This window comes from Mesorhizobium sp. M3A.F.Ca.ET.175.01.1.1, from assembly GCF_004791945.1.
Lineage (GTDB): Bacteria > Pseudomonadota > Alphaproteobacteria > Rhizobiales > Rhizobiaceae > Mesorhizobium.
This window is the reverse complement of record NZ_SRTP01000012.1, coordinates 90,487-114,434: the sequence shown is the minus strand read 5'-3', so window position 1 is coordinate 114,434 and position 23,948 is coordinate 90,487. Positions and strand designations below refer to the sequence as shown.

At 64.6% G+C, this 23,948-nt stretch carries 18 protein-coding genes and 1 pseudogene; 11 read left to right on the top strand and 8 right to left on the bottom strand.

The window, feature by feature from the left end:
* Positions 1–62 precede the first annotated feature (62 nt).
* Both rhaS and EN818_RS23860 read right to left on the bottom strand, forming a co-directional pair.
* Positions 63–1,058: a rhamnose ABC transporter substrate-binding protein gene (rhaS, locus tag EN818_RS23865; RefSeq protein ID WP_095807793.1), complete on the bottom strand. Its 996-nt coding sequence runs from the start codon at positions 1,056–1,058 to the stop codon at positions 63–65.
* Between the two features lie 48 nt (positions 1,059–1,106).
* Complete coding sequence (locus EN818_RS23860) at positions 1,107–1,916, bottom strand: DeoR/GlpR family DNA-binding transcription regulator (RefSeq protein WP_095807794.1); 810 nt, start codon at positions 1,914–1,916, stop codon at positions 1,107–1,109.
* A gap of 189 nt (positions 1,917–2,105) precedes the next feature.
* Between EN818_RS23860 and EN818_RS23855 the strand changes: the two genes are divergently transcribed.
* From EN818_RS23855 to ggt, 3 genes are all read left to right on the top strand, one after another.
* On the top strand, positions 2,106–4,208 hold the full coding sequence (locus EN818_RS23855) for a bifunctional rhamnulose-1-phosphate aldolase/short-chain dehydrogenase (protein ID WP_135905537.1): 2,103 nt from the start codon (positions 2,106–2,108) through the stop codon (positions 4,206–4,208).
* A 168-nt stretch (positions 4,209–4,376) separates the two neighbouring features.
* The gene (rhaI, locus tag EN818_RS23850; protein WP_095807796.1) at positions 4,377–5,669 is read left to right on the top strand and encodes an L-rhamnose catabolism isomerase; all 1,293 of its coding nucleotides are present in this window, start codon (positions 4,377–4,379) and stop codon (positions 5,667–5,669) included.
* Between the two features lie 90 nt (positions 5,670–5,759).
* Positions 5,760–7,499 (top strand): gamma-glutamyltransferase, encoded by a 1,740-nt coding sequence (gene ggt / locus EN818_RS23845; protein ID WP_095807797.1) that lies wholly within the window; start codon positions 5,760–5,762, stop codon positions 7,497–7,499.
* An 8-nt stretch (positions 7,500–7,507) separates the two neighbouring features.
* Here the strand turns inward: ggt and EN818_RS23840 are convergent, their stop codons facing one another.
* The 3 genes from EN818_RS23840 to EN818_RS23830 form a co-directional block, all read right to left on the bottom strand.
* Positions 7,508–7,855 carry a hypothetical protein gene (locus tag EN818_RS23840; RefSeq protein WP_165349918.1) on the bottom strand — a complete coding sequence of 116 codons (348 nt, stop codon included), beginning with the start codon at positions 7,853–7,855 and terminating at the stop codon, positions 7,508–7,510.
* A 156-nt stretch (positions 7,856–8,011) separates the two neighbouring features.
* Positions 8,012–9,367, bottom strand: coding sequence for a sigma-54 dependent transcriptional regulator (locus EN818_RS23835; RefSeq protein WP_095807798.1), 1,356 nt, complete (start codon positions 9,365–9,367; stop codon positions 8,012–8,014).
* Complete coding sequence (locus EN818_RS23830) at positions 9,364–11,232, bottom strand: ATP-binding protein (protein ID WP_095807799.1); 1,869 nt, start codon at positions 11,230–11,232, stop codon at positions 9,364–9,366. Before EN818_RS23830 ends, EN818_RS23835 begins: the two co-directional genes overlap by 4 nt.
* A gap of 233 nt (positions 11,233–11,465) precedes the next feature.
* Here EN818_RS23830 and EN818_RS23825 point away from each other — a divergent pair, with 233 nt between their 5' ends.
* Both EN818_RS23825 and EN818_RS23820 read left to right on the top strand, forming a co-directional pair.
* Positions 11,466–12,800 carry a dicarboxylate/amino acid:cation symporter gene (locus EN818_RS23825; protein ID WP_135905534.1) on the top strand — a complete coding sequence of 445 codons (1,335 nt, stop codon included), beginning with the start codon at positions 11,466–11,468 and terminating at the stop codon, positions 12,798–12,800.
* A 182-nt stretch (positions 12,801–12,982) separates the two neighbouring features.
* Entirely contained in the window at positions 12,983–13,564 is a 582-nt protein-coding gene (locus EN818_RS23820; RefSeq protein WP_095807801.1) for a histidine phosphatase family protein, read from the top strand.
* Between the two features lie 15 nt (positions 13,565–13,579).
* On the opposite strand, the gene EN818_RS23815 is transcribed toward EN818_RS23820, so the two are convergent.
* Both EN818_RS23815 and EN818_RS23810 read right to left on the bottom strand, forming a co-directional pair.
* Entirely contained in the window at positions 13,580–14,344 is a 765-nt protein-coding gene (locus EN818_RS23815) for a pseudouridine synthase (RefSeq protein WP_095807802.1), read from the bottom strand.
* Between the two features lie 71 nt (positions 14,345–14,415).
* On the bottom strand, positions 14,416–16,554 hold the full coding sequence (locus EN818_RS23810; RefSeq protein ID WP_176478410.1) for a TonB-dependent siderophore receptor: 2,139 nt from the start codon (positions 16,552–16,554) through the stop codon (positions 14,416–14,418).
* 229 nt (positions 16,555–16,783) lie between these two features.
* On the opposite strand from EN818_RS23810, the gene EN818_RS23805 reads away from it, so the two are divergent.
* The 3 genes and pseudogenes from EN818_RS23805 (at position 16,784) to EN818_RS23795 (ending at position 20,390) form a co-directional block, all read left to right on the top strand.
* Positions 16,784–17,683: an ABC transporter substrate-binding protein gene (locus EN818_RS23805; RefSeq protein WP_245420435.1), complete on the top strand. Its 900-nt coding sequence runs from the start codon at positions 16,784–16,786 to the stop codon at positions 17,681–17,683.
* A 12-nt stretch (positions 17,684–17,695) separates the two neighbouring features.
* Positions 17,696–19,474, top strand: a pseudogene (gene fhuB, locus EN818_RS23800) (Fe(3+)-hydroxamate ABC transporter permease FhuB); the annotation flags it as partial.
* Positions 19,475–19,499: 25 nt separating this feature from the next.
* Positions 19,500–20,390 (top strand): alpha/beta hydrolase-fold protein, encoded by an 891-nt coding sequence (locus EN818_RS23795; protein WP_135905532.1) that lies wholly within the window; start codon positions 19,500–19,502, stop codon positions 20,388–20,390.
* A gap of 15 nt (positions 20,391–20,405) precedes the next feature.
* On the opposite strand, the gene EN818_RS23790 is transcribed toward EN818_RS23795, so the two are convergent.
* On the bottom strand, positions 20,406–20,897 hold the full coding sequence (locus EN818_RS23790) for a hypothetical protein (RefSeq protein ID WP_245420436.1): 492 nt from the start codon (positions 20,895–20,897) through the stop codon (positions 20,406–20,408).
* 279 nt (positions 20,898–21,176) lie between these two features.
* On the opposite strand from EN818_RS23790, the gene EN818_RS23785 reads away from it, so the two are divergent.
* The 3 genes from EN818_RS23785 (at position 21,177) to EN818_RS23770 (ending at position 23,938) form a co-directional block, all read left to right on the top strand.
* Positions 21,177–21,980 carry a CoA transferase gene (locus EN818_RS23785; protein WP_210237128.1) on the top strand — a complete coding sequence of 268 codons (804 nt, stop codon included), beginning with the start codon at positions 21,177–21,179 and terminating at the stop codon, positions 21,978–21,980.
* A complete protein-coding gene (locus EN818_RS23780; RefSeq protein ID WP_135905528.1) occupies positions 21,977–22,735 on the top strand; it encodes a CoA transferase in 759 nt (252 codons plus the stop codon). Before EN818_RS23785 ends, EN818_RS23780 begins: the two co-directional genes overlap by 4 nt.
* 456 nt (positions 22,736–23,191) lie before the next feature.
* On the top strand, positions 23,192–23,938 hold the full coding sequence (locus EN818_RS23770; protein WP_095807882.1) for an SDR family oxidoreductase: 747 nt from the start codon (positions 23,192–23,194) through the stop codon (positions 23,936–23,938).
* Positions 23,939–23,948: the final 10 nt, after the last annotated feature.

Genomic DNA, 23,948 nt, shown 5'->3' with positions numbered 1-23,948 from the left:
AGGTCCGTTTGAAGTTGCGGCGGGACAATTGTCCCGCCGCATGAGTTCGAAGCCGACCAGGATCAATAGATCTTGGAGAACTTCTCGATGTTGGTCTTGTCGAACTGGAAGGGCGGAGCCATCGCAGCCGAGTTGGTGTCGTCGAGCGTTACCTTGCCGACGCGGCCGATCGACAGCGTGGCGCCGGGCTTGGCCTCTTCCTTCTTCACCGCCAGGTCGTGGGCGAGGTAGATGGCCGAGTAGCCGAGGTCGATCGGGTTCCACAGCGCGACCGCCTGGCTGGCGCCATTGTCGATGAACTTCTTGAACTCCGACGGCAGCGCCAGGCCGGTGACGTTGACCTTGCCGATCAGGTTCTCGTCGGTCACCACCTGCGCCGCGGCGACGACGCCGACGGTGGTCGGCGCGATGATCGCCTTGAGATTGGGATAGGACTTCAACAGGCCCTTGGCTTCGTCCGTGCTCTTGGCCGAGTCGTCATCGCCATAGACGGTGGCGACGAGCTTGATCTTCGGGAATTTCTCCGGCAGCACCTTCTTGGCCGCCTCGATCCAGGCGTTCTGGTTGGTCGCGGTCGAGGAGGCCGACAAAATGGCGACCTCGCCGCCTTCCGGCAGGTAGTCGGCGGCGAGCTTGATGATGGTTTCGCCGATCAGGTTGGTGTCGGACGGGTTGAGATGGAGCTGGCGCCCTTCCTTGGCCACGCCCGAGTCCCACGAGATCACGGTGATGCCGCGGTCCATCGCCTTCTTCAGCACCGGCACCAGCGCGTCGGCGTCGTTGGCCGAAACGGCGATGGCATTGACCTTCTGCGCGATCAGCGAATTGATCACCTCGATCTGCGCCTCGGCGGTCGCCTTGGTCGGGCCGGTGTAGATGACGTCGACATCGCCCAGTTCCTTGGCCGCTTCCTCGGCGCCCTTGTTGGCGGCGTCGAAGAAGCCGTTGCCGAGCGACTTCACGACCAGCGCGATCTTGACGTTCTCGGCATAGGCGGCGTTGACGAACATGGCGGCGGAAAACGCCGCCGTGACCAGCAGTTTCTTCAAAAAGCTCATCGAATATCCTCCCTTGAGCGTTGCATTCCATCGCCGCTGCGGGCCGCCTCAGGCCTGCAGTGAAGATTCTTCCTTCTCGCCTGACTGTCTGCGGGCGACGACCAGCGCCACACCGGCAGTCTCGAGCATCTTGGCTTCGCGATCCTCTATGCCGTCGTCGGTGATCACCGTCGCGATGCGCGACAGCCCGCACAGGATCAGGCTGGAGCGCATGCGGAATTTTGAGGAATCGACCAGCACCACCAGTTCGTCGGCCTGGTCGATCAGCTTCTGCTCGGCCTGAATCAAGAGCGGGTCGCCTTCCATCAGCCCCAGGGGTCCCAGGCCTTGTGCGCCCATGAACATGCGGCGCGCATAGAAATTGCGCGTCACGTCATTGTCGAAGGGAGACAGGATGATGTTCTGCTCGCGGTAGATCGTGCCGCCCGACAGCATCACCGTGTTTTTCGAATGCTTGAGCAGATGCTCGGCGATCGGGAACGAATTGGTGAAGATCGGCATGCGCCGTCCGGACAGAAAATGCACCATCTGGAAGGTGGTGGTGCCGCCATTGATGATGATCGGCTCGCCATCGTTGCAGAGGTTCACCGCCTCCCGGGCTATCGCCCGCTTCTGCGTGGCGTTCAGCGTCTCGTTGACCGAGAAGGGCCGTCCGGCAAGGCCGATGAACTGCGGCGGCGAGATCGCCTCGGCGCCGCCGCGCACCCGGCGCAGGCGTTTTTGCACATGCAGCGCCGCAATATCGCGCCGGATCGTCGCCTCGGAAGAGTCCGTGAGGTCGACCATCTCCTGCACCGTCACCACAGGCTTTTCCTGGACGGCGGACAGAATGATCCTGTGGCGCTCTTTTTCGTGCATGGTTCCTCCCTGCGCGACCATCAGGCACTAGAAAGCGCGCAGTGTCAATCATTTCCGATCATATATTTTCATTGTGCAGTGCAATATGATCGATATTGATCGTTTATGATTGACAAGCCGCCCGCTTGCGTAGACATTCGCCGCGAGAAAGAGGAGCGCGACGTTCGCGCTCCAAGGGAGGATCCTCATATGCTCGACAAGCGCTCCGGCTCGCGCCTCGCCAATCTTTGCGACGATGCGAAAACCGTGGGGATGAGCGGTCCCGAGCTTCTTGTCTATCGCTCGAACACGCTCGGCTCCGACAAGCGCGTCACCAACTATGGCGGCGGCAACACCTCGTCCAAGGTCTGGCAGAAGGACCCGCTGACCGGCGAGGATGTCGAGGTGCTATGGGTCAAGGGCTCGGGCGGCGACAGCGCCTCGATCAAGCTCGACGGCTTCGCCACGCTCTACATGGAAAAGCTGCGCGCGCTGAAGGGCCTCTATCGCGGGCTCGCGCATGAGGACGAGATGGTCGGCTACCTGCCGCATTGCACCTTCAACCTCAATCCTCGCGCGGCCTCGATCGACACGCCGCTGCATGCCTTCGTGCCCAAGGCCTGCGTTGATCACATGCATCCCGACGCCATCATCGCGATCGCCGCCGCCAAGGATTCCAAGGCGATCACGAAGGAGATCTTCGGCGATGCCATCGGCTGGCTGCCCTGGAAGCGGCCGGGCTTCGAGCTCGGCCTGTGGCTGGAGACATTCTGCCTCGAAAATCCCGATGCCAAGGGCGTCGTGCTCGAAAGTCACGGACTGTTCACCTGGGGCGACACGCCCAAGGAGTGTTACGAGACGACGATTTCGGTGATCAACCAGGCCATGGAGTGGTTCGAGCGCCGGTCGGAAGGCGTGGCGATCTTCGGCGGCGAGGCGGTGCAGTCGCTCGATGCGCCGGCGCGCCGCGCCATCGCCGCGAAGCTGATGCCGAGAATCCGCGGCCTTGTCTCCGAAAAGAGCCACAAGCTCGGTCATTTCGACGACCAGCCGGCAGTGCTCGAATTCGTCAATTCGAAGCACCTGCGCCCCCTGGCGGCTCTCGGCACGTCCTGCCCGGATCATTTCCTGCGCACCAAGATCCGGCCGCTGGTCATCGAGTTCGACCCGGCGAAACCGGATGTCGATGCAGTCATCGCGCGCCTTGCGAACGATGTCGCCGAATACCGCGCCGGCTACCAGGCCTATTACGACCGCTGCAAGCATGCGGATTCGCCCCCCGTGCGCGATCCGAACGCGGTGGTCTATCTCATGCCGGGCGTCGGCATGTTCACCTTCGCCGGCGACAAGGCGACCGCGCGCATTTCCGGCGAATTCTACGTCAATGCGATCAACGTCATGCGCGGCGCCTCGACCGTCTCCTCCTATGTCGGTCTGCCGGAACAGGAAGCGTTCGACATCGAATACTGGCAGCTCGAAGAAGCCAAGCTGCAGCGCCTGCCGAAGCCGAAGGCATTGGCCGGCCAGATCGCGCTGGTCACCGGCGGCGCCGGCGGTATCGGCCGCGCTACCGCCAGCCGCCTGCTGCGCGAAGGCGCCTGCGTGGTGCTGGCCGATATCGACGAGGCGGCACTCGCCAGCGCCAACGAAGAGCTTTCCAAAGCCTTCGGCAAGGACTTCGTCCGCCCGGTGGTCATCAACGTCACCTCGGAGGAGCAGGTTGTCGCCGGCTTCGCCGAAACCGCGGTCGAGTTCGGCGGCATCGACATTCTGGTTTCGAACGCTGGCCTGGCCTCATCGGCGCCGATCGAGGAGACGACGCTGGCGCTGTGGAACAAGAATATGGACATTCTGTCGACCGGCTACTTCCTTGTCTCGCGCGAGGCCTTTCGGCTGTTCCGCGTGCAGAAGATCGGCGGCAATGTCGTCTTCGTCGCCTCCAAGAACGGGCTAGCCGCTTCCCCCAACGCTTCCGCCTATTGCACGGCCAAGGCGGCCGAGATCCATCTGGCGCGCTGCCTGGCGCTGGAAGGCGCGGAGGCGCAGATCAGGGTCAACGTCGTCAATCCGGACGCCGTGCTGCGCGGCTCCAAGATCTGGAGCGGCGAATGGAAGGAACAGCGCGCCGCCGCCTACAAGATGTCGACCGACGATCTCGAGGAGCATTACCGCTCGCGCTCGATGCTGAAGCGCTCGGTTTTCCCGGAGGACATCGCCGAGGCGATCTACTTCTTCGCCTCCGACATGTCGGCCAAGTCGACCGGCAACATCGTCAATGTCGACGCCGGCAACGCGCAAAGCTTTACGCGGTAAACTATTGAGGGCGGCGCTGCCCCTCACTCTTACCCTCTCCCGGTGAAGAACGGGGAGAGGGGGACGCCAGCGCCGGAGTGCTTCCCTTCTCCCCGTCAATACGGGGAGAAGGTGCCGGCAGGCGGATGAGGGGCAGCGCCAGCCGAACGCATTTTGGGAGGAATTGCAGTGTCCGAATTGATCATCTCGGCTGACGTCATCGAAAAGGGCAATGCCGCCCGCAAAACCGATCTCGAGCGCGACTATGCCTCGCTCGGCGAGCGCCTCGACCGGCGCGGCATCGCCATCGACGCCATCCGCGACAAGGTGGAAAAATTCGGTGTCGCCATCCCCTCCTGGGGTGTCGGCACCGGCGGCACGCGCTTCGCCCGCTTTCCCGGTCCAGGCGAGCCGCGCGACATCTTCGACAAGGTCGAGGACTGCGCCGTCATCCAGCAACTGACACGGGCAACACCCACCGTCTCGCTGCACATCCCCTGGGACAAGGCCGATCCCAACCGGCTGAAGCAGGCGGCGTCCCGCTTCGGTCTCAGTTTCGATGCCATGAATTCCAACACCTTCTCCGACGCCCTTGATCAGAAGCTCTCCTATAAGTTCGGCTCGCTGTCGCACGCCGATGCCGGCACGCGCCGGCAGGCGGTCGAGCACAATCTCGAATGCATCGAGATCGGCAATACGCTGGGCTCGAAGGCGCTGACGGTGTGGATCGGCGACGGCTCGAATTTCCCCGGCCAGGTCAATTTCGCCAAGGCCTTCGAGCGCTATCTCGATGCCATGCGCGAAATCTATGCCGGCCTGCCGGATGACTGGCGCTTGTTCACCGAGCACAAGATGTACGAGCCGGCCTTCTATTCGACGGTCGTGCAGGACTGGGGCACCAACTACATCATCGCCAGGGAGCTCGGCGACAAGGCCTTCTGCCTGGTCGACCTCGGCCACCACGCGCCCAACGTCAACATCGAAATGATCGTGTCGCGGCTGATCCAGTTCGGCAAGCTGGGTGGCTTCCACTTCAACGATTCCAAATATGGCGACGACGACCTCGATGCCGGCTCCATCGATCCCTATCGGCTGTTCCTCGTCTTCAACGAGTTGGTCGATGCAGAGCTTGCCGGCGCCAACGGTTTCAATCCCGCGCACATGCTCGACCAGAGCCACAACGTCACCGATCCGATCGAAAGCCTGATGCTGTCGGCGGTCGAGGTGCAGCGCGCCTATGCCCAGGCGCTGCTCGTCGACCGCAAGGCGCTGGAAAGCTTCCAGGAGGCCAACGACGCGCTGATGGCGACACAGACGCTGAAGGCGGCCTATCGGACCGATGTCGAACCGATTCTCGCCATGGCGCGGCTCAGGACAGGCGGCGCCATCGATCCGGTCGCCGCCTATCGCGAGGCCGGCTACCGCGCGAAGGTCGCGGCGGAAAGGCCGGCGGTGGCGGGTGGCGGCGGCGGGATTGTTTGAGCCGAAGCCGTTCGATAATTCGATTTTTATTGGACTAACGCGCTTCCACGGTCTTTCCTAGGCGTTCCCACGCCCCGGAGAGCCCCGCCAATGCCTATCACCCGCCGGACGCTGATCGCCCTCAGCCTGTCGCTCAGCTTCGCCCTTGCACAGTCAACAGCGGTTTTCGCTGCGTCGCCCGCTCCCTCCAAGGGCGAGCACGGCATGGTGGTGACCGCTCAGCATCTGGCCTCCGAGGTCGGTGTCGAGGTGCTGAAGAAGGGCGGCAACGCCGTAGATGCGGCGGTTGCCGTCGGCTATGCGCTGGCCGTCGTCTATCCGAACGCCGGCAATATCGGCGGCGGCGGTTTCATGACCATTCGCCTGAAGGACGGCCGCTCGAGCTTCATCGACTTCCGCGAGCGCGCGCCGCTGGCCTCCACCAAAACCATGTATCTCGATAAGGACGGCAATCCCATCAAAGGCGCCAGCCTCGACGGCTATCTCGCCGTCGGCGTTCCCGGTTCGGTTGCCGGCTTCGAGATGGCGCGCCAGAAATACGGGACGCGGCCCAGGCAGGATCTGATGGCAGCGGCAATCGCCTATGCCAAGGACGGTTTCGTGCTGAACCAGGGCGACGCCGCCTCCTTTGCGAGTGGCGCTGCACGGTTGGCCAAGGATCCGGCTGCGGCCGCAATTTTCTTGAAAAAGGATGGCAAGCCCTACACCGCCGGCGAGCGGCTGATGCAGCCGGACCTTGCCGCCTCGCTATCCGCCATTTCCGAAAAGGGCCCCGAGGCCTTTTACAAGGGGCCGATTGCCGACGCCATCGTCAAGGCCAGCGGCGCCAAGGGCGGCATCCTGGCCAAGGCCGATTTCGAGCAATATGCCGTGCGCGAGCTGAAGCCCGTCACCTGCTCCTATCGCGGCTACGAGATCATCTCCTCGCCGCCGCCGAGCTCGGGCGGCGTCATCATCTGCGAAATCCTCAACGTGCTCGAAGGATACCCGCTGTCCTATCTCGGCGCCGGTTCGGCCGAGACGGTGCATGTCATGGTCGAGGCCATGCGCCATGCCTATGTCGACCGCAATTCGGCGCTCGGCGATCCGGATTTCGTCGACAATCCGGTCTCGAAGCTGCTCGACAAAAGCTATGCCAAGGACATTCGCGACAAGATCGATCCGTTCCGCGCCGGCGTGTCGAAGGAATTGATGCCCAAGGGCTTCGGCGAGTCTAAGGAAACCACCCACTATTCGATCATCGACAATGACGGCAACGCGGTAGCGGTCACCTATACGCTCAACGGCTCCTTCGGCGCCGGCGTGGTCGCCGACGGCACCGGCATCCTGCTCAACAACGAGATGGACGATTTCACCCAGAAGCCGGGCGTGCCCAATCTCTACGGGCTGGTCCAGGGCGAGGCCAACGCCATCCAGCCGAAGAAGACGCCGCTGTCATCGATGAGCCCGACGATCGTGACCAAGGACGGCAAGCCGTTCATGGTCATCGGCAGCCCGGGCGGTTCGCGCATCATCACCATCACGCTGGAGGCGATCGTCAACGTGATTGATCATGGCATGAACATCCAGGAGGCCATCGACGCGCCACGCATCCATCACCAGTGGCTGCCTGACACCGTCTATATCGAGCCGTTCGGTCTGTCGCCCGACACCGAGAGGCTCTTGGCCGGCATGGGCTATCACCTCGACCTTGCCGACCAGACCTGGGGCCAGGCGGCCGGCATACTGGTCGGCGGCAAGAGCCTCGCGGAGATCGGGAAAGGCGGCGGCGCGCGCTACAACGGCGCCATCGACAGCCGCGCCGCGGCTGGCGAGGCGCTGGGCTACTGACTGGCGGATCAGGCGACCAGCGTGATCGTCGATGCGATCAGGAGCACGGCCGCGATGCCGACGAACAGCGCGTAGAGGCGCGGCCGGTCGAGCAGCAGAGCGTTGCCCGAAATCCAGGCCGAGGTGGCGCCTCCGAGCGCGAACAGGAAACCGTTGCGGTGGCCGAACGCCATCGAGGCGGCCATCAGGCCGCCGATGATCAAGGCGCCAAACACGATGATGACGGCGACGGCGTATTTCTCGAAATCATTGCCGCTGCCCATGGCCGGCCCCAGTGCGTTGAGATTCTGCAGGTCTTCCGGATCGAAAGGGTTGGCCGAGCCGTATTCGTCCTGACCGAGGGATTCGCGCATCATTCGTTCTCCGCTGGGCGGCAACAAACCATCAACGCTTGCCGAGCGCAACCAGCAACGCCATCACGGCGGTGCGTTCGAACGTGGCTGGTGCCGACGTGCCACGGTTTCCCGGCAGGGCTCAACGGCCTGGATTGGATCGGGTTCCCCAAGCTTGCCCTATCTGGAAAAATCGCTTCGCACGATGCCGTGCCGTTGCAGCTTGTCGTAAAAGGTCTTGCGCGGAATGCCGAGCGCCTCGATCGTGCGCCGGACGTCGCCATCGTTGCGGCCAAGTGTCTCGCGGATGATCTCGGCCTCGTAACGCTCCAGTCGCTCCGGCAGCGGCAGGTTGGCGTCGATCTCGCCCGAGGCGACGGAACTGCTCTCACCCATCTCTTCAAGCCCGAGCACGAAGCGCTCGGCAAAATGTGCCAGCTCGCGCACATTCCCGGGCCAGTCGTGGTCTCTGAGATGGCGTTGGATGGCGGCCGGCGCGGTGGGGACAGTGCGGCGGAACCGGGCAGCCGCCCGCTCGGCGAAATAACCGAACAGGAGCGGCACGTCGTCCCGGCGCTCGCGCAGCGGCGGGATCGAGAGCGTTACCACGTTGAGCCGGTAATAGAGATCCTCGCGGAAATTGCCGCGCTGGGCCGGGTCGCCGAGGTCGACCTTGGCGGCGGCGACGACGCGCAGGTCGACCGGCCGGACCTCGTTGGTGCCGAGCGGCGTCACCTCGCGCATTTCCAGCACGCGCAGCATCTGCACCTGCGTCGACGGCGGCATGCTTTCGATCTCGTCGAGGAACAGCGTGCCGCCGCTCGAATGCTCGATGCGGCCGATGCGCTTCTTCTGCGCGCCGGTGAAGGCGCCGGCCTCGTGGCCGAACAATTCGCTTTCGATGACGGTGTCCGGCAGCGTGCCGCAATTCAGCGCGACGAAATTGCCCTGGGCGCGGCGGCTCCAGCGATGCAGCAGGCTCGCCACGACCTCCTTGCCGGAGCCGGTCTCGCCGGTCACCAGCACGTCGACATCGGTGTCGGCGATCTGCCTCAGCGTGCGGCGCAGCCGCTCCATCGCCGGCGTCTGGCCGATCAGCGGCAGGCCTTCCTGCGCCTGCTCGGCCGCCTCGCGCAAGGCGCGGTTCTCCATCACCAAATGGCGCTTCTCCGCGGCACGCCACACACTTTGCGCCAGCCGGTCGGCGGCGAAGGGCTTGGTGATGAAATCATAGGCGCCGTCCTTGATCGCCTTGACCGCCATAGCGATGTCGCCATGCCCGGTGACCAGGATGACGGGGATATCCGGGTCGAGGTCGACCACACGGTCGAAGAGCTGCAGGCCATCCATTTCGGGCATGCGGATGTCCGATACCACGACGCCGGCAAAGCTGGCATTAAGGCCGGCAAGGGCCTCGCTGGCCGAGGAAAAGGCCGACACTGCAAAACCGGCGAGCTCCAGCGTCTGCCGCGTCGCCTTCAGCAGGTCGGTGTCGTCGTCGATCAGGATGACCGGAGACGGATTGCCGTTCGTCATGTCGCGCCGTCTGCCTTCGAGAGATGGATGGTGAAGCGGGTGCCCTGGTCGCTGCTTGCCACCTCGATGCGTCCGCCGTAGTCGGCGACAATGTCCTTGGAGATGACGAGGCCGAGGCCGAGACCCTTCTCCTTCGACGTGTTGAACGGCGTGAACAGAGACTTCAGGATCGCGGGCGGGATGCCGGGACCGTTGTCGCACACGATCAGCGCCACGCGGTCGGTTGTCTCGATCGCTGACACTTCCACCCGCGCATCGTCGCGGCCTTCCAACGCCTCCAGCGCGTTCTGGAAAAGATTGATCAGCACCTGTTCGAGCCGCAGGCGGTTGCCCATGACCTTGAGCGTCGGCGAGGGCAGCGTGATCGCCAAGGCTTCGAGCCGCCCGGCAAAGCGGCTCCTCAAAAGCACCACCGCGCCTTCGATGACGCTGCGCAGCTCGACCGGCTCGGCCGCCGTGCGGCCCTTGCGGGCAAAGGCCTTCAGCTCCTCGGTGATCGAGCCGATGCGTTCCGTCAGCGCGGCGATGGCGTCGAGATTTTCCTCGGCCGGCGCCGTCTGCTTGCGCTCCAGGAAGACACGGGCATTGTCGGCATAGGCGCGGATGGTCGCCACCGGCTGGTTGATCTCATGCGCGACGCCCGCGGCCACCTGTCCGAGGGTCGCAAGACGGTTGGCCTGCACCAGCTCCTGCTGCATGACCTGCAGCTTCGCCTCCGTGCTGCGGTGGTCGGCGATCTCGATCTGCAGCCGGTCGCGCGCGAGGCTGAGATCCTGAGTGCGCTCGGCGACGCGGCGTTCGAGCTCGGCGCGCGCCGCCTGTTCGGCGGCAATCCGCATCTGCGCCGATTGCCGGCGCCACAACAGATAGGCGGCTAAAGCGATGAGCGGGACCAGGACGCCAAGCGCCAACAGCCGCATTTCGCGTTGCGCCGCGGCGATCGGCGCTTCGGCCGGAACGAGATAGTCAAGCTGCCAAGGGGTCGAAGGCACGGCCGCCGACAGCCGCAGATACTCGGCATCGCCACCGCCCGGCGTGATGGCCTGGACCAGCGCGACATCCCCGCTGAGCGGTTGCGGCCGCGTGATCGGCAAGGGCACCAGCGGCGCGTCGCCGAACTGTTGGCTGGAGCGGATGTCGGCCCTGACCGGCTGGTTGAGCGGAGCGGTGGTCATGAAGCGCCAGGAGGGCACGCTGGTGATCAGCACCACGCCATGTTCGTCGCTGACATAGGCCGGGCGGTTCGCCTCGTGCCAGTCGGCCTCGAGCTGGTCGAACTCCATCTTGACCACGACCACGCCGAGCGGTGCCGCCGCGCTGCCGACACGGCGCGAAATGTAGAGCCCGGGCCGCTTGCTGACATTGCCGAGCGCGAAATATTCGGCGGTGCCGGATTGCATCGCGCCGGAGAAGTAGGCCCGAAAGCCATAGTCGTTGCCGACGAAGCTCACGGGCTCGCGCCAGTTGCTGGAAGCGACCGCCAGCCCATCCGTGCCGGTGACATAGAGCACCGAGGCCTTGGTGCCGGAGACCAGCCCTTCGAGCTTGCGGTTGAGCACGTCGATCGAGGCGGCGCTGCGTTGCGTCAGTGCGTCGTGCACCTGCTGGTCCTCGGATAGCAGCAATGGCAGCGCGCGGGGATTTTCCAGCACCGCGCGCAGCAGCGCGACCTTGAGATTGGCATCGGTCCGCCCCTGCGCGGCCAGCGCCTCGACCTCGGTCGAGCGTCCATAAAGGCCGGCGCCGTAGAGCGCTGCGACCACGATGAGCAGCGCCACCGACGCAAACAGCAGCCACGCCTGCCGCGCCCGCCCGGCAAGCAGTTCGGGGGTCGAGGAGAGGACAGCGGCCGGGCGTTGCAGCATGGTCTATTTGTGCATGATTTCGCACAAGGCGCAATTCAGCCTATGCGGATCGCCGCACGGCCGCTTGCCACGCAACAATCGCGAGGTCAAAAAAGCATGCAGAATCAAGCAGGAATCCTCGGAACGCGAATCTGGCACGCCTATTGCTAACGTATCTGCAGCAGCCGCGAGGCTGTGGAGGTCAACTGCCCCGGGAGGTCGAGCTTCTCGATCGGGGCCGAACGGAGGACATCATGCAGACAGCAATTGCTGCCGCGGAACCACGCGGCAAGGTTCCCTTTTACCGGCATCTCTATGTGCAGGTCCTGACGGCGATCGCCGCCGGCATCCTGCTCGGCCATTTCTATCCCGAACTGGGCGCTTCGCTGAAGCCGCTTGGCGACGCCTTCATCAAGCTGGTCAAGATGGTGATCGCGCCGGTGATCTTTCTGACCGTCGCGACCGGCATCGCCGGCGTCTCCGACCTGCACAAGGTGGGCCGCGTCGCGGGCAAGGCCATGATCTATTTCCTCGTCTTCTCGACGCTGGCGCTGGTCGTCGGCCTTGTCGTGTCCAACGTCGTCCAGCCGGGCGCCGGCATGCATATCAATCCGGCCACGCTCGACGCCACGAAGGTGACGACCTTCACCGAGAAAGCGCATGATACGACCATCGTCGGCTTCCTGATGAACATCATCCCCAATACCATCACCGGCGCTTTCGCTGACGGCGATATCCTGCAGGTGCTGTTCTTCTCGGTGCTGTTCGGCGTGGCGCTGGCGCTCGTCCGCGAGCGCGGCCGCCCCGTGGTCGACTTCCTGCAGGCGCTGACGTCGCCGATCTTCCGCCTCGTCGCCATCCTGATGAAAGCCGCTCCCATCGGCGCCTTCGGCGCCATGGCCTTCACCGTCGGCAAGTACGGCATCGGCGCGATCGCCAACCTCGCCTTCCTCATCGGCACTTTTTACCTGACGTCGCTGCTCTTCGTCCTGGTCGTGCTGGGCGCGGTGGCATGGTATAACGGCTTCTCGATCCTGGCGCTGATCCGCTACATCAAGGAAGAGCTGCTGCTGGTGCTGGGCACCTCGTCGTCCGAGGCTGCCCTTCCGGGCCTGATGGCCAAGATGGAGCGCGCCGGCTGCAACCGCTCGGTGGTTGGACTGGTCGTCCCGACCGGCTATTCCTTCAACCTCGATGGTACCAACATCTACATGACGCTGGCCGCTCTGTTCATCGCCCAGGCCACCGACACGCCGCTCACCTTCGGCGACCAGATCCTGCTTCTGCTCGTCGCCATGCTGAGCTCGAAGGGTGCCGCCGGCATCACCGGCGCCGGCTTCATCACGCTCGCAGCCACGCTCTCGGTCGTGCCTTCGGTGCCGGTGGCTGGCATGGCGCTGATCCTCGGCATCGACCGCTTCATGTCGGAATGCCGCGCGCTCACCAACTTCGTCGGCAACGCGGTGGCCACCATCGTCGTGGCGCGCTGGGAAGGCGAGCTCGATCAGACGCAGTTCGCCGCCGCCATGGCCGGCCAGTTGCCGGAAGAGGCCGATCTGGCGCTGTCGGGCGGTCTCCAGCCAGCCTGAGCGACCAAAGCAATTCCAGGACAAGTGTCCGACGGTTTTCCGTCCGGAATTGCGTAGACAAACAGAGGCAATCCTCCCAAGCCTGGACAGGCCGCTGCGTTCGCCGCGGCCTGTTCTTTTTGCCGCACGCCGCATAGGGTGGCGCGGCCGGACCTTCCGGCGCGACCCGAGAGGCCAGCGACATGAGCAACGCCTACCCCGAAGTCTACCTGGCCCGCCACGGCGAGACGGAGTGGAGCGCAACGGGAATGCACACCGGCCGCACCGATATTCCGCTGACAGCAAAGGGCGAGGCGGCCGCGCGCGGACTGGCGGAGCGCCTGCACGGGCTGTCGTTCAAGGCCGTCTGGTCGAGCCCGTCGCAGCGCGCCTTCGATACCTGCCGGCTCGCCGGGTTCGGCGCTGATGCGGTTAAGAAGCCCGACCTGCAGGAATGGGACTATGGCGCCTATGAAGGCGTGACGACGAAGGAGATCCACGCCGGGCGTCCCGGCTGGAACGTATTTCGCGATGGCTGTCCCGGCGGCGAGCGGGCCCCCGATGTCGGCGCCAGAGCCGACACCATCATCGACGAACTCCGTGCCGTCGCCGGCAATGTGCTGATCTTTTCAAGCGCTCATTTCCTGCGCGTGCTGGCGGCGCGCTGGATCGGTCTGCCGCCGGAAGGCGGCGCGAATTTCGTGCTCGACACGGCCAGCGTCAGCCTGCTCGGCTACGAGCACGACCTGTCCGAGCCGGTCATCCGCAAGTGGAACCAGAGATAGCCGCGGGCTTCCCTGTCACCGAGCAAGCTTCGCCAGCTCTTCGGCGGTCAGGTGCCGCGCCTTGCCCTTGGCGAGATCTCCGAGTGTGAGCCCGCCGATCGCCACCCGCACCAGCCTCAGCACCTCGACGTCGAATGCGCCGAGCAGCCGGCGGATCTGGCGGTTGCGCCCTTCGTCGAGCACGATTTCCAGCCAGGCGGTGCGTCCGCCGCTTCGCAGCAGCGCAATCGAGCTCGCCGTGAGCAATTCGCCATCGGCGACGGCTCCCTGGCGCATCCGTTCGAGCATCGGCTCGTCGGGCACGGAAGCGATCTGCACGTGATAGGTCTTGGCGACATGCGAGACGGGATCGAGCAGGCCGTTCGCCCAGCGCGTGTCGTTGGTCATCAGGAGCAGGCCCTCGCTTGCCTTGTCGAGGCGGCCCACCGGTGACACGAAGGGCAGGCCCGGATCGGCCAGGCAATCATAGACGGTGCCGCGGCCTTCCGGGTCGTCGCGGGTAGTGACCTGCCCGCGCGGCTTGTTGAGCATCAGGTAGACCTTGCGCTCGGCAACGACACGCTCGCCGTCGATGGTGATGCGGTCGCGGTCGGGATCGACGCGCTGCAATGGATCGCGCGCCACGTTGCCGGCGACCCGCACGCGCCCTTCAGCAATCAGCAGCTCCGCCTGCTTGCGCGAGCACAGCCCGAGCTTCGACAGCGCGCGATTGAGGCTCACCTTTCCGGCGGCGGATCGCGGCTTTGCAGATGGTGTTCGTCGTGTGGGCTTGTGCGTCATTGGCCGCTGATGCCACGCACAGCGACGCATACGCAACCTCGCCAGCCCCAATCAGGCTGCGGACACGGCGCCTAGAACTTCATGCTGAGGCTGCCCTTGACCGTGCGGCCTTCGCCGTAAATGCAGCCGGCGCCGGGATAACAGGTCGAGTAATAGGTCTTGTCGAGCAGGTTGGAGACGTTGAGCGCGGCCTGCCAGCCGTTTTTCTTGTAGCGCAGCGCGGCGTCGACAAGCGTGTAGCCGGGCACGTCGATCGTGTTGGCGTTGTCGCCGAAGCTCGCGCCGATGTAGCGCACCCCCGCGCCGAAGCTCAGGCCTTCGAGCCTGCCGGCGCCGATCTCGTAATTGGCCCATATAGAAGCCTGGTGCTCGGGCACCAGCGATGGCCGGTTGCCGATGACCTCAGGCGCGTCGCTGATAATTTCGGCGTCGAGATAGGTATAGGCCGCCGTCATGCTGAGCCCCGACACCAGATCGGCATTGGCCTCGATCTCCAGGCCGCGATGGCGCACCTCGCCGGTCTGCACCTGGAAAGGACCGCCGGCATAAGTCACGACGTTGGTCTTGCGCAGGTCGAACAGCGAGGCGGTGATGAAGCCAGGGAAGAAGCTCGGCTCGTATTTCACGCCGACTTCGTACTGCTTGCCCAGCGACGGCCGGAATGCCTCGCCCGACTTCGTCTGGCCGACATTGGTGGTGAAGGATTCGGCATAGCTCGCATAGGGCGTCAGGCCGTTGTCGAAGAGATAGCCGATGCCGACATTGCTGGTGAAGGCATGGTCTTTCTGCCTGCTGTCGCCGGCGCTGTTCAAATGGTCGACATAGGAATTGTCGACCCAGGACTGGCGGCCGCCCAGCGTCAGCAGCCAGTGGTCGGCGACCTTGGCCTGGTTCTGCGCATAGAGGCCGGCCTGGCCGATCGTCTGCGCCCGGTCGAGATAGATCGGCGGATTGCTGATCGACGTCGTGTAGTCGGGATTGAGGATATCGAGGTCGGGACCTGCGCCATAGCCGTTTTGCCCATCGACCGAGAAGCGGTTGTAGTCGAGGCCGACGAGCAGCTTGTTTTCGACCTCGCCGAAGCTTTGCTGATATTCGGCTTGGTTGTCGACGCTGAAAATGGACGCCGTTTCGTCGACCGTGAAAGCCGTGCGCGCCATGGTGCGGTCGTCGACCATGCCGCTGTAGTAGAGCTGCCGGTAGTCGGTGTCCTCATGCGAGTAGCGCAGGTTCTGCCTGACCGTCCAGTTCTCATTGAACTCATGGCTGAACTGATAACCGATCGAGCCGTGGTTGGCGTCGAAGCGGTCGAAGTCGGGCGAGCCGGTGAAGAAGCTGCGCGGCAGCTTGCCGTGTTCGGCCGGATAGTCCTGGCCAGCCACTGGCAGGAATGCGTTAGGCGCCAACCTGTCCCACTGGTAGTTGGCGAGGATTGTGAGCGAGGTCTGCGCGTCGGGCTGCCATGTCAGCGCCGGCGCGACGAAGACGCGGTCGTTGCGCGAATAGTCCGTCTCGGTCGAGCCGTTGCGCACGAGGCCGGTCAGACGATAGGACCAGACGCCGGCATCGTCGATCGGCCCGCCGACATCGAGCCCGGCCTCGACCGTGTCGAAGCTGCCATAGCTGAGGAAGCCGTCATAGATCGGCTTGTCCGTCGGCCGCTTCGAGACGGCATTGACCATGCCGCCGGCCTCGTTCTCGCCATAGAGGACCGAGGCGGGGCCCTTCAGCACCTCGACGCGCTCCAGCCCGTAGGGCTCGATCTTGAAGCCGGAGAAGTCGATCACCTTCTGCGGCAGCCCGTCACGATAGATCACCGCCGTGCAGATATCGAAGCCGCGGATCAGGCACTGGTCGAAGCGGTTGTCGACGCCCCATGGCGAGGACGTCACGCCGGCAAGATAGGACAGCGTGTCCTCGAGCTGCGCCGGCTGACGGTCGTCCAATTGCTTGCGGGTAACGACTGAGACGGACTGCGGGATTTCCTTGAGCGGCGTGTCTGTCTTGGAGCCCGTGGTGGTGTTCTTGGCGATGTAGCCCTCATCCGGGCCGATCGGACTGTCGGTCTGTCCCTCGATGTTGATCGGGCTGAGCTCGGCGGCGTTATCCTGGGCAGCGGCGGGAAAGCTGCCGAGAGCCGATAGGCAGGTTGCCGCCAACACAAATCCCACCATCCGGTTGCGCCCGACCGCAACCGAATCCATGTCCATTCTCATCTCGATACCCCCTCATGGCAGCGGTGACCCTCCATCCTTTGAAGGTCACCAAAATCTTGACTGAAATAGTCAGCTTCAATGTTGACTATTGGAGTCATGTTTCATAGTCAACCACCATCGTCGCACGACTGTTGCATTGCTGCGCAAAATGGGGAGCCGGGGATCGTGTTGAACAATCATGGCCTTATGCCCGGTTCGACGGCGCGGCTGGCTGGCGGCCGGCATGGCGGCTGACCTGCCTCAGCGCGGCTCCCGGATGTCGAGGCGCCGCGCCTTCGGCCTCTTCACTTTGCCGTTTGCGGCCATCGGTACCTCGTCCGCGCGCACGGCATCGCTGCGCATTGCCTGTCTTGACGACGGGCTGGCCGAGACCTTGCTCATGCTCGGCGTCAGGCCGATCGCCATCGCCGACCGTGAGGTCTGGGAAAAATGGGTTGTCGAGCCGGCACTGCCGCCGGAGGTCGCCGATATCGGCACGCTGCTCGAACCCAATCTCGAATTCCTCGCGCAGCTCAAGCCCGACGTCATCCTCGCCATCCCCTATCTCGACGGCATAAAGCCGCTGCTCGAGCGCGTAGCGCCGGTGAAGACGATCGGCATCTATACCGAGGGTGGGCAACCCTATCGCAATGCCGTCGACGCTACACGGAAACTCGCCAGCCTCGTCGGCAAGGTGGAGGAAGGCGAGGCGCTGATCGCCGCGACCGAGGCCTATTTCGCGAAGGTCAAGCTGCAGCTGGCGCCGCTCTCGGCCCGGCCACTCTATGTCGTCAGCTTCATGGATCCGCGCAACGTGCGCGTCTACGGCCAAAAGAGCCTGTTCCAGGAGGTCTTCGACCGCATCGGCATCCGCAACGCCTGGACCGGCGAGACCAATTACTGGGGTTTTGCGACCGTCGGCATCGATGGCCTGGCGACGGACGACGACGCGCGCCTCGCCTATCTCGAGCCTTTGCCTGAGGGGGCCGGCGGCACGCTGACAACGAGCCCGGTCTGGGACGCGATGCCCTTCGTGCGCAACCGCTCGATCATGCGCCTGCCCCCGGTGCTCATGTTCGGTGCGCTGCCCTCCGCTGCCCGCTTCGCGCGGGTGCTTGCCGAAGCGATGGCCGCCCATGGCTGAAGGCTCGATCGTTGCGGCGCGGCGCTCGGCTTGGCAGGCGCCGTGCTGCAGCAGGTGCTGCGCAACCCTCTGGCCTCGCCCGAAACGGTGGGCGTCTCGGCAGGCTCCCATCTGGCGCTGGCGCTGGCGACGCTCGCCGCGCCGTCGCTGCTTGCTTTCGGCCGCGAATGGGTGGCGCTCGCCGGCGCCTTCGCGGCTCTTGCGGCCGTGCTTGCGCTCTCCTGGCATAAGGGCCTGTCGCCGCTTTCCGTCGTGCTCGCCGGTCTTGTCGTCAGCCTCTATGCGGGAGCGATCGGCGCGGCGCTGGTCGTCCTCAAGCACGACTGGCTGGCCGGGCTTTTCATCTGGGGCGCCGGCTCGCTCGGCCAGCAGGATTGGACCACGACGCTTTGGCTGTTGCCGCGTCTTGGCATTGCTGCGCTGACGATCGGCCTCATGGTGCGGCCGCTGACCTTGCTCGGCCTGGAGGACGACGGCGCGCGCAGCCTTGGCGTGCCGCTTGGCATCTACCGTTTTGCCGGGCTTGGCGCCGCTGTCGCGCTTATCGCCTTCACGGTCGCCGCCGTCGGCGTGATCGGCTTCGTCGGTCTCGCGGCCGCGGCGCTCGCACGCATTGGCGGCGGGCGGCGACTAAGCCAGAGGCTGGTCATGGCGCCGCTACTGGGCGCGACACTGCTGTGGGCTGCCGATCAGGCGGTGCAACTTGCGACCGGACCGCAGGGCGACCTCTTGCCGACCGGCGCAATCACCGCTTTGCTCGGCGCGCCGCTCCTGCTTTGGCTGCTGCCGCGGCTGAGCCTCGGCAGAGAACTTCCAGCGCTTGCAGCAGAATGTCTGCCGAGACTGCAGCGCCCAGGCGTTGTGCTGGCGGCGATTGGCTTTGCCCTGCTCGTGCTCCTGGCTCTGGCCTTGCTTTGCGGACCCGGGCCGCACGGCTGGAGTTTCGCCTTCGGCGATCAGCTTGATGCACTGTTGTCATGGCGATGGCCGCGCGTGCTTGCAGCACTTTCCGCAGGCGCCATGCTGGCATTGGCGGGCCTGATGATGCAGCGGCTGACCGGCAATCCGATGGCGAGCCCCGAAGTGCTGGGCATCAGCGCCGGGGCGGCGCTTGGCATGGTGGTGGCGCTGTTCGTGTTCGACGCTCCGGGTCGTGCCCTGCAAACCGGTGCCGCGACCATCGGCGCCTTCGCCGCCTTGCTCGCTGTCCTTGCCATCGGGCGCCGTGCCGCATTTGCACCGGAGCGGCTGCTGCTTGCCGGCGTGGCGCTGACGGGCCTGTTCGACGCGCTCGTCCTGGTGCTCACCGCCAGCGGCGACCCGCGCGCCATGCTGCTGCTCAACTGGATGACCGGTTCGACCTACGGCGTCGATGCCGGTTCGGCAATCCTGACTGCCTCCATTGCGCTGTCCCTGCTGCTGACGGCACCTTTGTTCATGCGCTGGCTCGACATGCTGCCGCTCGGCCCGACGGTCGTCCAGGCGCTCGGACTTGATCTCTCTAGGACCAGGCTGCTGGTGCTGGTTATGGTCGCAGCGCTCACCGCCGCATCCACTTTGATCGTGGGCCCGCTGACCTTCATCGGCCTGATGGCGCCGCACCTGGCCCGGCGCCTCGACCTTGCCCGCGCCTTGCCGCAGGCTGCCGGCGCCGTGCTTGCCGGGGCGCTGATCATGGTCTGCGCCGACTGGATTTCCCGCACCGCCATCTTCCCGCGCCAGATACCGGCGGGCCTCGTCGCCACGCTGATCGGCGGCCCGGTGCTGATGGGACTGCTGCGCCGCCGCTGATCTTTCATCCCCAGTGGAGATAAACATGCACGCATCGCTGATGCAGACGCCGGCATTGATCGCCGACACCAGCGTTCACGATCTCGTCCCGGTGGGCGGCGGCGAGCCGTGGCGGATCTTTCTGCATGTCCCGCCGGACCCTGCGCCCGCAGCCGGCTGGCCAGTTCTATACCTGACCGACGGCAACGCGGTCATCGCAACCGCGGTCGATGCGATGCGCGCGCAAGCGAGCTACCCGTCGGGCACCAATGTCGGCGAGGGCGTCATCGTCGCCATCGGCTATCCGGTCGCCGGTGCCTATGATCCGCTGCGGCGCTCCTGGGATCTTGGGCCGCCGCCCGGGCAGACCTATCCGCCCTTCCACGACGCAGGCCCGGATGTACGCACCGGCGGGGCGGAAAAATTCCTGTCCTTCATCGAGAATGACCTGAAGCCTTTCGTGGCGAACCGCGCCAGCATCGACACCAGCCGCCAGGCGCTCTACGGCCATTCCTTCGGTGGCCTGTTCGCCCTCTATGCCTTGTTCACGCGTCCACGCGCCTTCCGCACCTGGATTGCCGCCAGTCCGGCAATCTATTGGGAAGACCGCGTCATCGACCGCTACCTCGAAGCCTTCGAGGCTGATTTGCCGGAAGACATGCGGGCGGAAGTCATCCTGGCCGCCGGCGAATACGAGTCCGAAAAGCTGGCGCCATTCCAGATCGGGGCTGCGGACGAGCAGAAGCGCCTGGAGCACAAGAAGGTGACGCGCACCGACGAATTCGCCCGCCTGATGGCCGAGCGCCTCGATGCCGTTGCTGGTATCCGCGCCAGTTTCGAACTGCATGCCGGTGAGAACCACATGTCGATCCTGCCGGTCACGGTGAACCGCGCGATCCAGGCGGCGTTTCGCGTGCGCCAGCTTGCTGGCGTGTGAGACCAGGGCAGCAGGTCACGGCGCCGGCGGGGCGCTCAACCGTCGGTAGGAAACGCCGTCGAAGCTTGCCGAGACAAAATCCTTCACCGACATCTTTCGCTTGCGTCCGTCGCTGCAGGCATAGACCGGCCAGCCGTCATCGCTGCATTCGCTGGCAACACAGATGCGGGCCACGCAGTTGCCGACAGTCAGCCGGAACCCGCCCTTGCCGACGAAACCTTGCAACAGGCTGCCGTCCGCCGCGCGCCATGTCCGCGCGCGGAATTCCGTCCGCAAAAGCCGGGGCTCGAGCGGCGCAGCGAGGCTGGCGTCGCCGCCAAGTCCCGCGAACAGAAGGCGATACCGCGCCATGCCTGTTGCGTAGGCGGTGACGAGATCCGACTCCTGCGAATAGGTCGTCGCGAGATCGCCGTGGTCGAGCAAATGAGAAGTCCGCTCTGCTGCCTCTGTCGGCCCTGTCAGCGCAACGAAGCCCCCGATCAGAACAACAATGGCAGAGAGTGCCATGCAAGTTCGCGACATTTTGATTTCCAGCAGCCATTCATATCCGGCCTGCCAGCGCCCCCGGCTGCCTTTTCACACCATCCCGCCAATCGGCTTCTGGCGCAAGATGAGCCGCTGCCGGGGAACGACAAACAGCACATCCGGGAATCGAGTCCCCAACCAGCACATTTCTGACCGAGCGCGGGCTCAATCGGACAGTGAGCGCTTGACCAAATCCCGAAAGTCGAGGTTTGTTCGGCCAGTGTCTGCCACGGTCTGAGCATGATTTCGAACACACGGCACATGGCTGGAGCGATCGCGCCCGGATCGCGTGTCGCGTTGCCGGCGGAATACGCCGGCGTATCGATGGCCATGACAAGGGCCATGATCGCCTGCGGCCATGGAGACCTGCATCTCGTCTGCGTCCCGACGGGCGGACTGCAGGTCGACATGCTGATCGGCGCGGGCTTGGTGTCCTGCGTCGAGACGAGCGCCTTGTCGCTTGGCGAGGCCGGCGGCGCGCCGCGCTTCAACGAAGCCGTGAAACGAGGGGCGCTTGCCGTCCGTGATGCGACCTGCCCGGCGGTGCATGCCGGGCTGATGGCGGCGCAGAAGGGCGTTCCTTTCATGCCCATTCGCGGGCTCATCGGTTCGGATGTGCTGGCCAACAGACCGGACTGGAAGGTGATCGACAACCCGATGGCACTCGACCCCGATCCGATCGTCCTCATCCCTGCGATCCATGTCGATTTCGCGGTCTTTCATGCGCCGCTGGCGGATCGCTCAGGCAATGTCTGGATTGGGCGTCGGCGGGAACTTGCCGCCATGGCCTACGCCGCCGGCAACGTGCTGGTGACCGTCGAGCGCATCGCCGACCACGATCTGCTCGACAACGAAACGCTTGCTGCCGGGGTGCTCCCCTCGCTTTATGTTCGCGATATCGCGGTGGCGCCTCGCGGGGCCTGGCCGTATGGCCTGTGGGGCGAATATGCCACCGACACCGCCGAACTGCGGCGCTATGCGCAGGCTGCGCGCAGTCAAAGCGGCTTCGATGAGTATCTCTCCGGCTTTGTCGGCGAGGGCAAGCATTTGCAGGTCACCCGATGACCCCGCCTGTCGCTGCCCGTGAACTCCTGATAGCGACGATCGCCAGGCTGCTCGACGGCGTTCGACACGTCGCGGTCGGAGCCTCTTCGCCAATCCCCGCGGCGGGCGCCATGCTGCTGCGCGCCATGAAGGAGATGGCCGGCGCGGACCCTGTCCGGATTTCCATCCTCGGCTCGGTCAAGCACAACTTTTTCACCAACGGCGCAGCGGAACTGTTCGACTGCGCCGGGCAGGGCCGAATCGACGCCTTCTTTCTCGGCGGCGGCCAGATAGACGGCCACGGCAACATCAATCTGGTCGGCGCCGGGCCATACCCGCAGTCGCAAGTGCGCTGGCCCGGATCCTTTGGCTCCGCTTACCTCTATTATGTCGTCCCGCGCGTCATTCTTTTCCGCGAGGAGCACACGCGGCGAGTCTTCGTGGACCGCGTCGATTTTGTGAGTGCGCCAGGTGTCAGCGACGCCGGGGTCTACCGCACCGGGGGGCCTTATGCCTTGCTCACCGGGCGAGCCCTGTTCTCCTTCGACAAGGCGCGACGAGGTTTTCGTCTCGAATCCGTGCATCCCGGCCACAGCCTGCCGGAAATCCTGGAGGAGACCGGGTTCGGCTTCGAGCACGAGGCCAATCCTGGGTCAACGGCATTGCCGTCCGCGGCAATCCTGGATGTCCTGCGGGGGCGGGTGCTCGACGAACTGCATGAGACGTATCCGGAATTCGCGAAGCAGTTGCGTGACGAGATCGCCGCTGCCGTCTGAACGACCGAGGAGCCGTCGGGCTTCGAACTGTCCACGACGGCCTCGGAACTTCGGATGCCAACGGCGCCAAGGCGCGTCGCCCGGATCCGTTTCCGTGCGAGGCGCCTTAGGCCGGCTCGTATTGCGAGTGGATGGATGCGCCGCAAAGCGCGGCCGACGTCTTGCCTCAGCGGCGAGCAATCATGCGCATCACCGCCAGGAATAGATCGGATTTCGAATGTGTTCCGACTTTTCCATAGGCGCGCTTCCGGTGCGTCTTGACGGTTTCCTGGCAGATCCCGAGCCTGTCGGCGATCTCGCGGTATGATCGCTAACTTGCCCCAAGTCTCGTTTTGCGCAATTTCGGTGGGAAGCCTTACGCTTTTGCTTGAGTTGCTCTAACACCAGGTGAGCATGAGGGCAGAGCCGCCTTTGACAATCGACCTCTATCTGCAGAGCAAGGACCGACGAGACGCTATGACTTACGATCTCAGCCTTTCCGGAAAAAAGGCGCTGATTACAGCCGCTGGCCAAGGCATCGGCCGTGCCAGTGCCGAAGCCTTCGCCAAGGCCGGTGCGCAGGTCTTCGCCACGGACATCAACGATGCCAAGCTGGCCGAGCTTGACGCCATCGATGGCATCACCGCGCTGAAGCTGGATGTCACGAATGCCGACAATATCGCCGAGGTTCTGGCAAAAACCGGCCCGCTCGACGTGCTCTTCAACTGCGCGGGCTTCGTTCATGCCGGCAATATCCTCGAGAGCACCGAGAAGGAGTGGGACTTTGCCTTCGATCTCAACGTCAAGGCGATGTACCGGCTGACCAAGGCAGTCCTGCCCGCGATGCTCGAAAAAGGCCGCGGTTCGATCATCAACATGTCCTCGGTGGCGTCCAGCCTCAAGGGCGTGCCGAACCGCTTTGTCTATTGCAGCTCCAAGGCCGCTGTGATCGGCATGACCAAGGCCATCGCCGCCGATTATGTGACCAAGGGAATCCGCTGCAACGCGATCTGTCCCGGCACCGTGGACAGCCCCTCCCTGCATGAGCGGCTGCGCGCTACCGGCGACTACGAACAGGCGCTGAAGAACTTCATCGCCCGCCAGCCCATGGGGCGGATCGGCCAAGCGGACGAAATTGCAATGCTTGCGCTCTACCTGGCCTCGGACGCCAGCGGGTTCATCACTGGCCAGGCTCACATCATCGATGGCGGCTGGGCGCTCTAACGCACAAGGA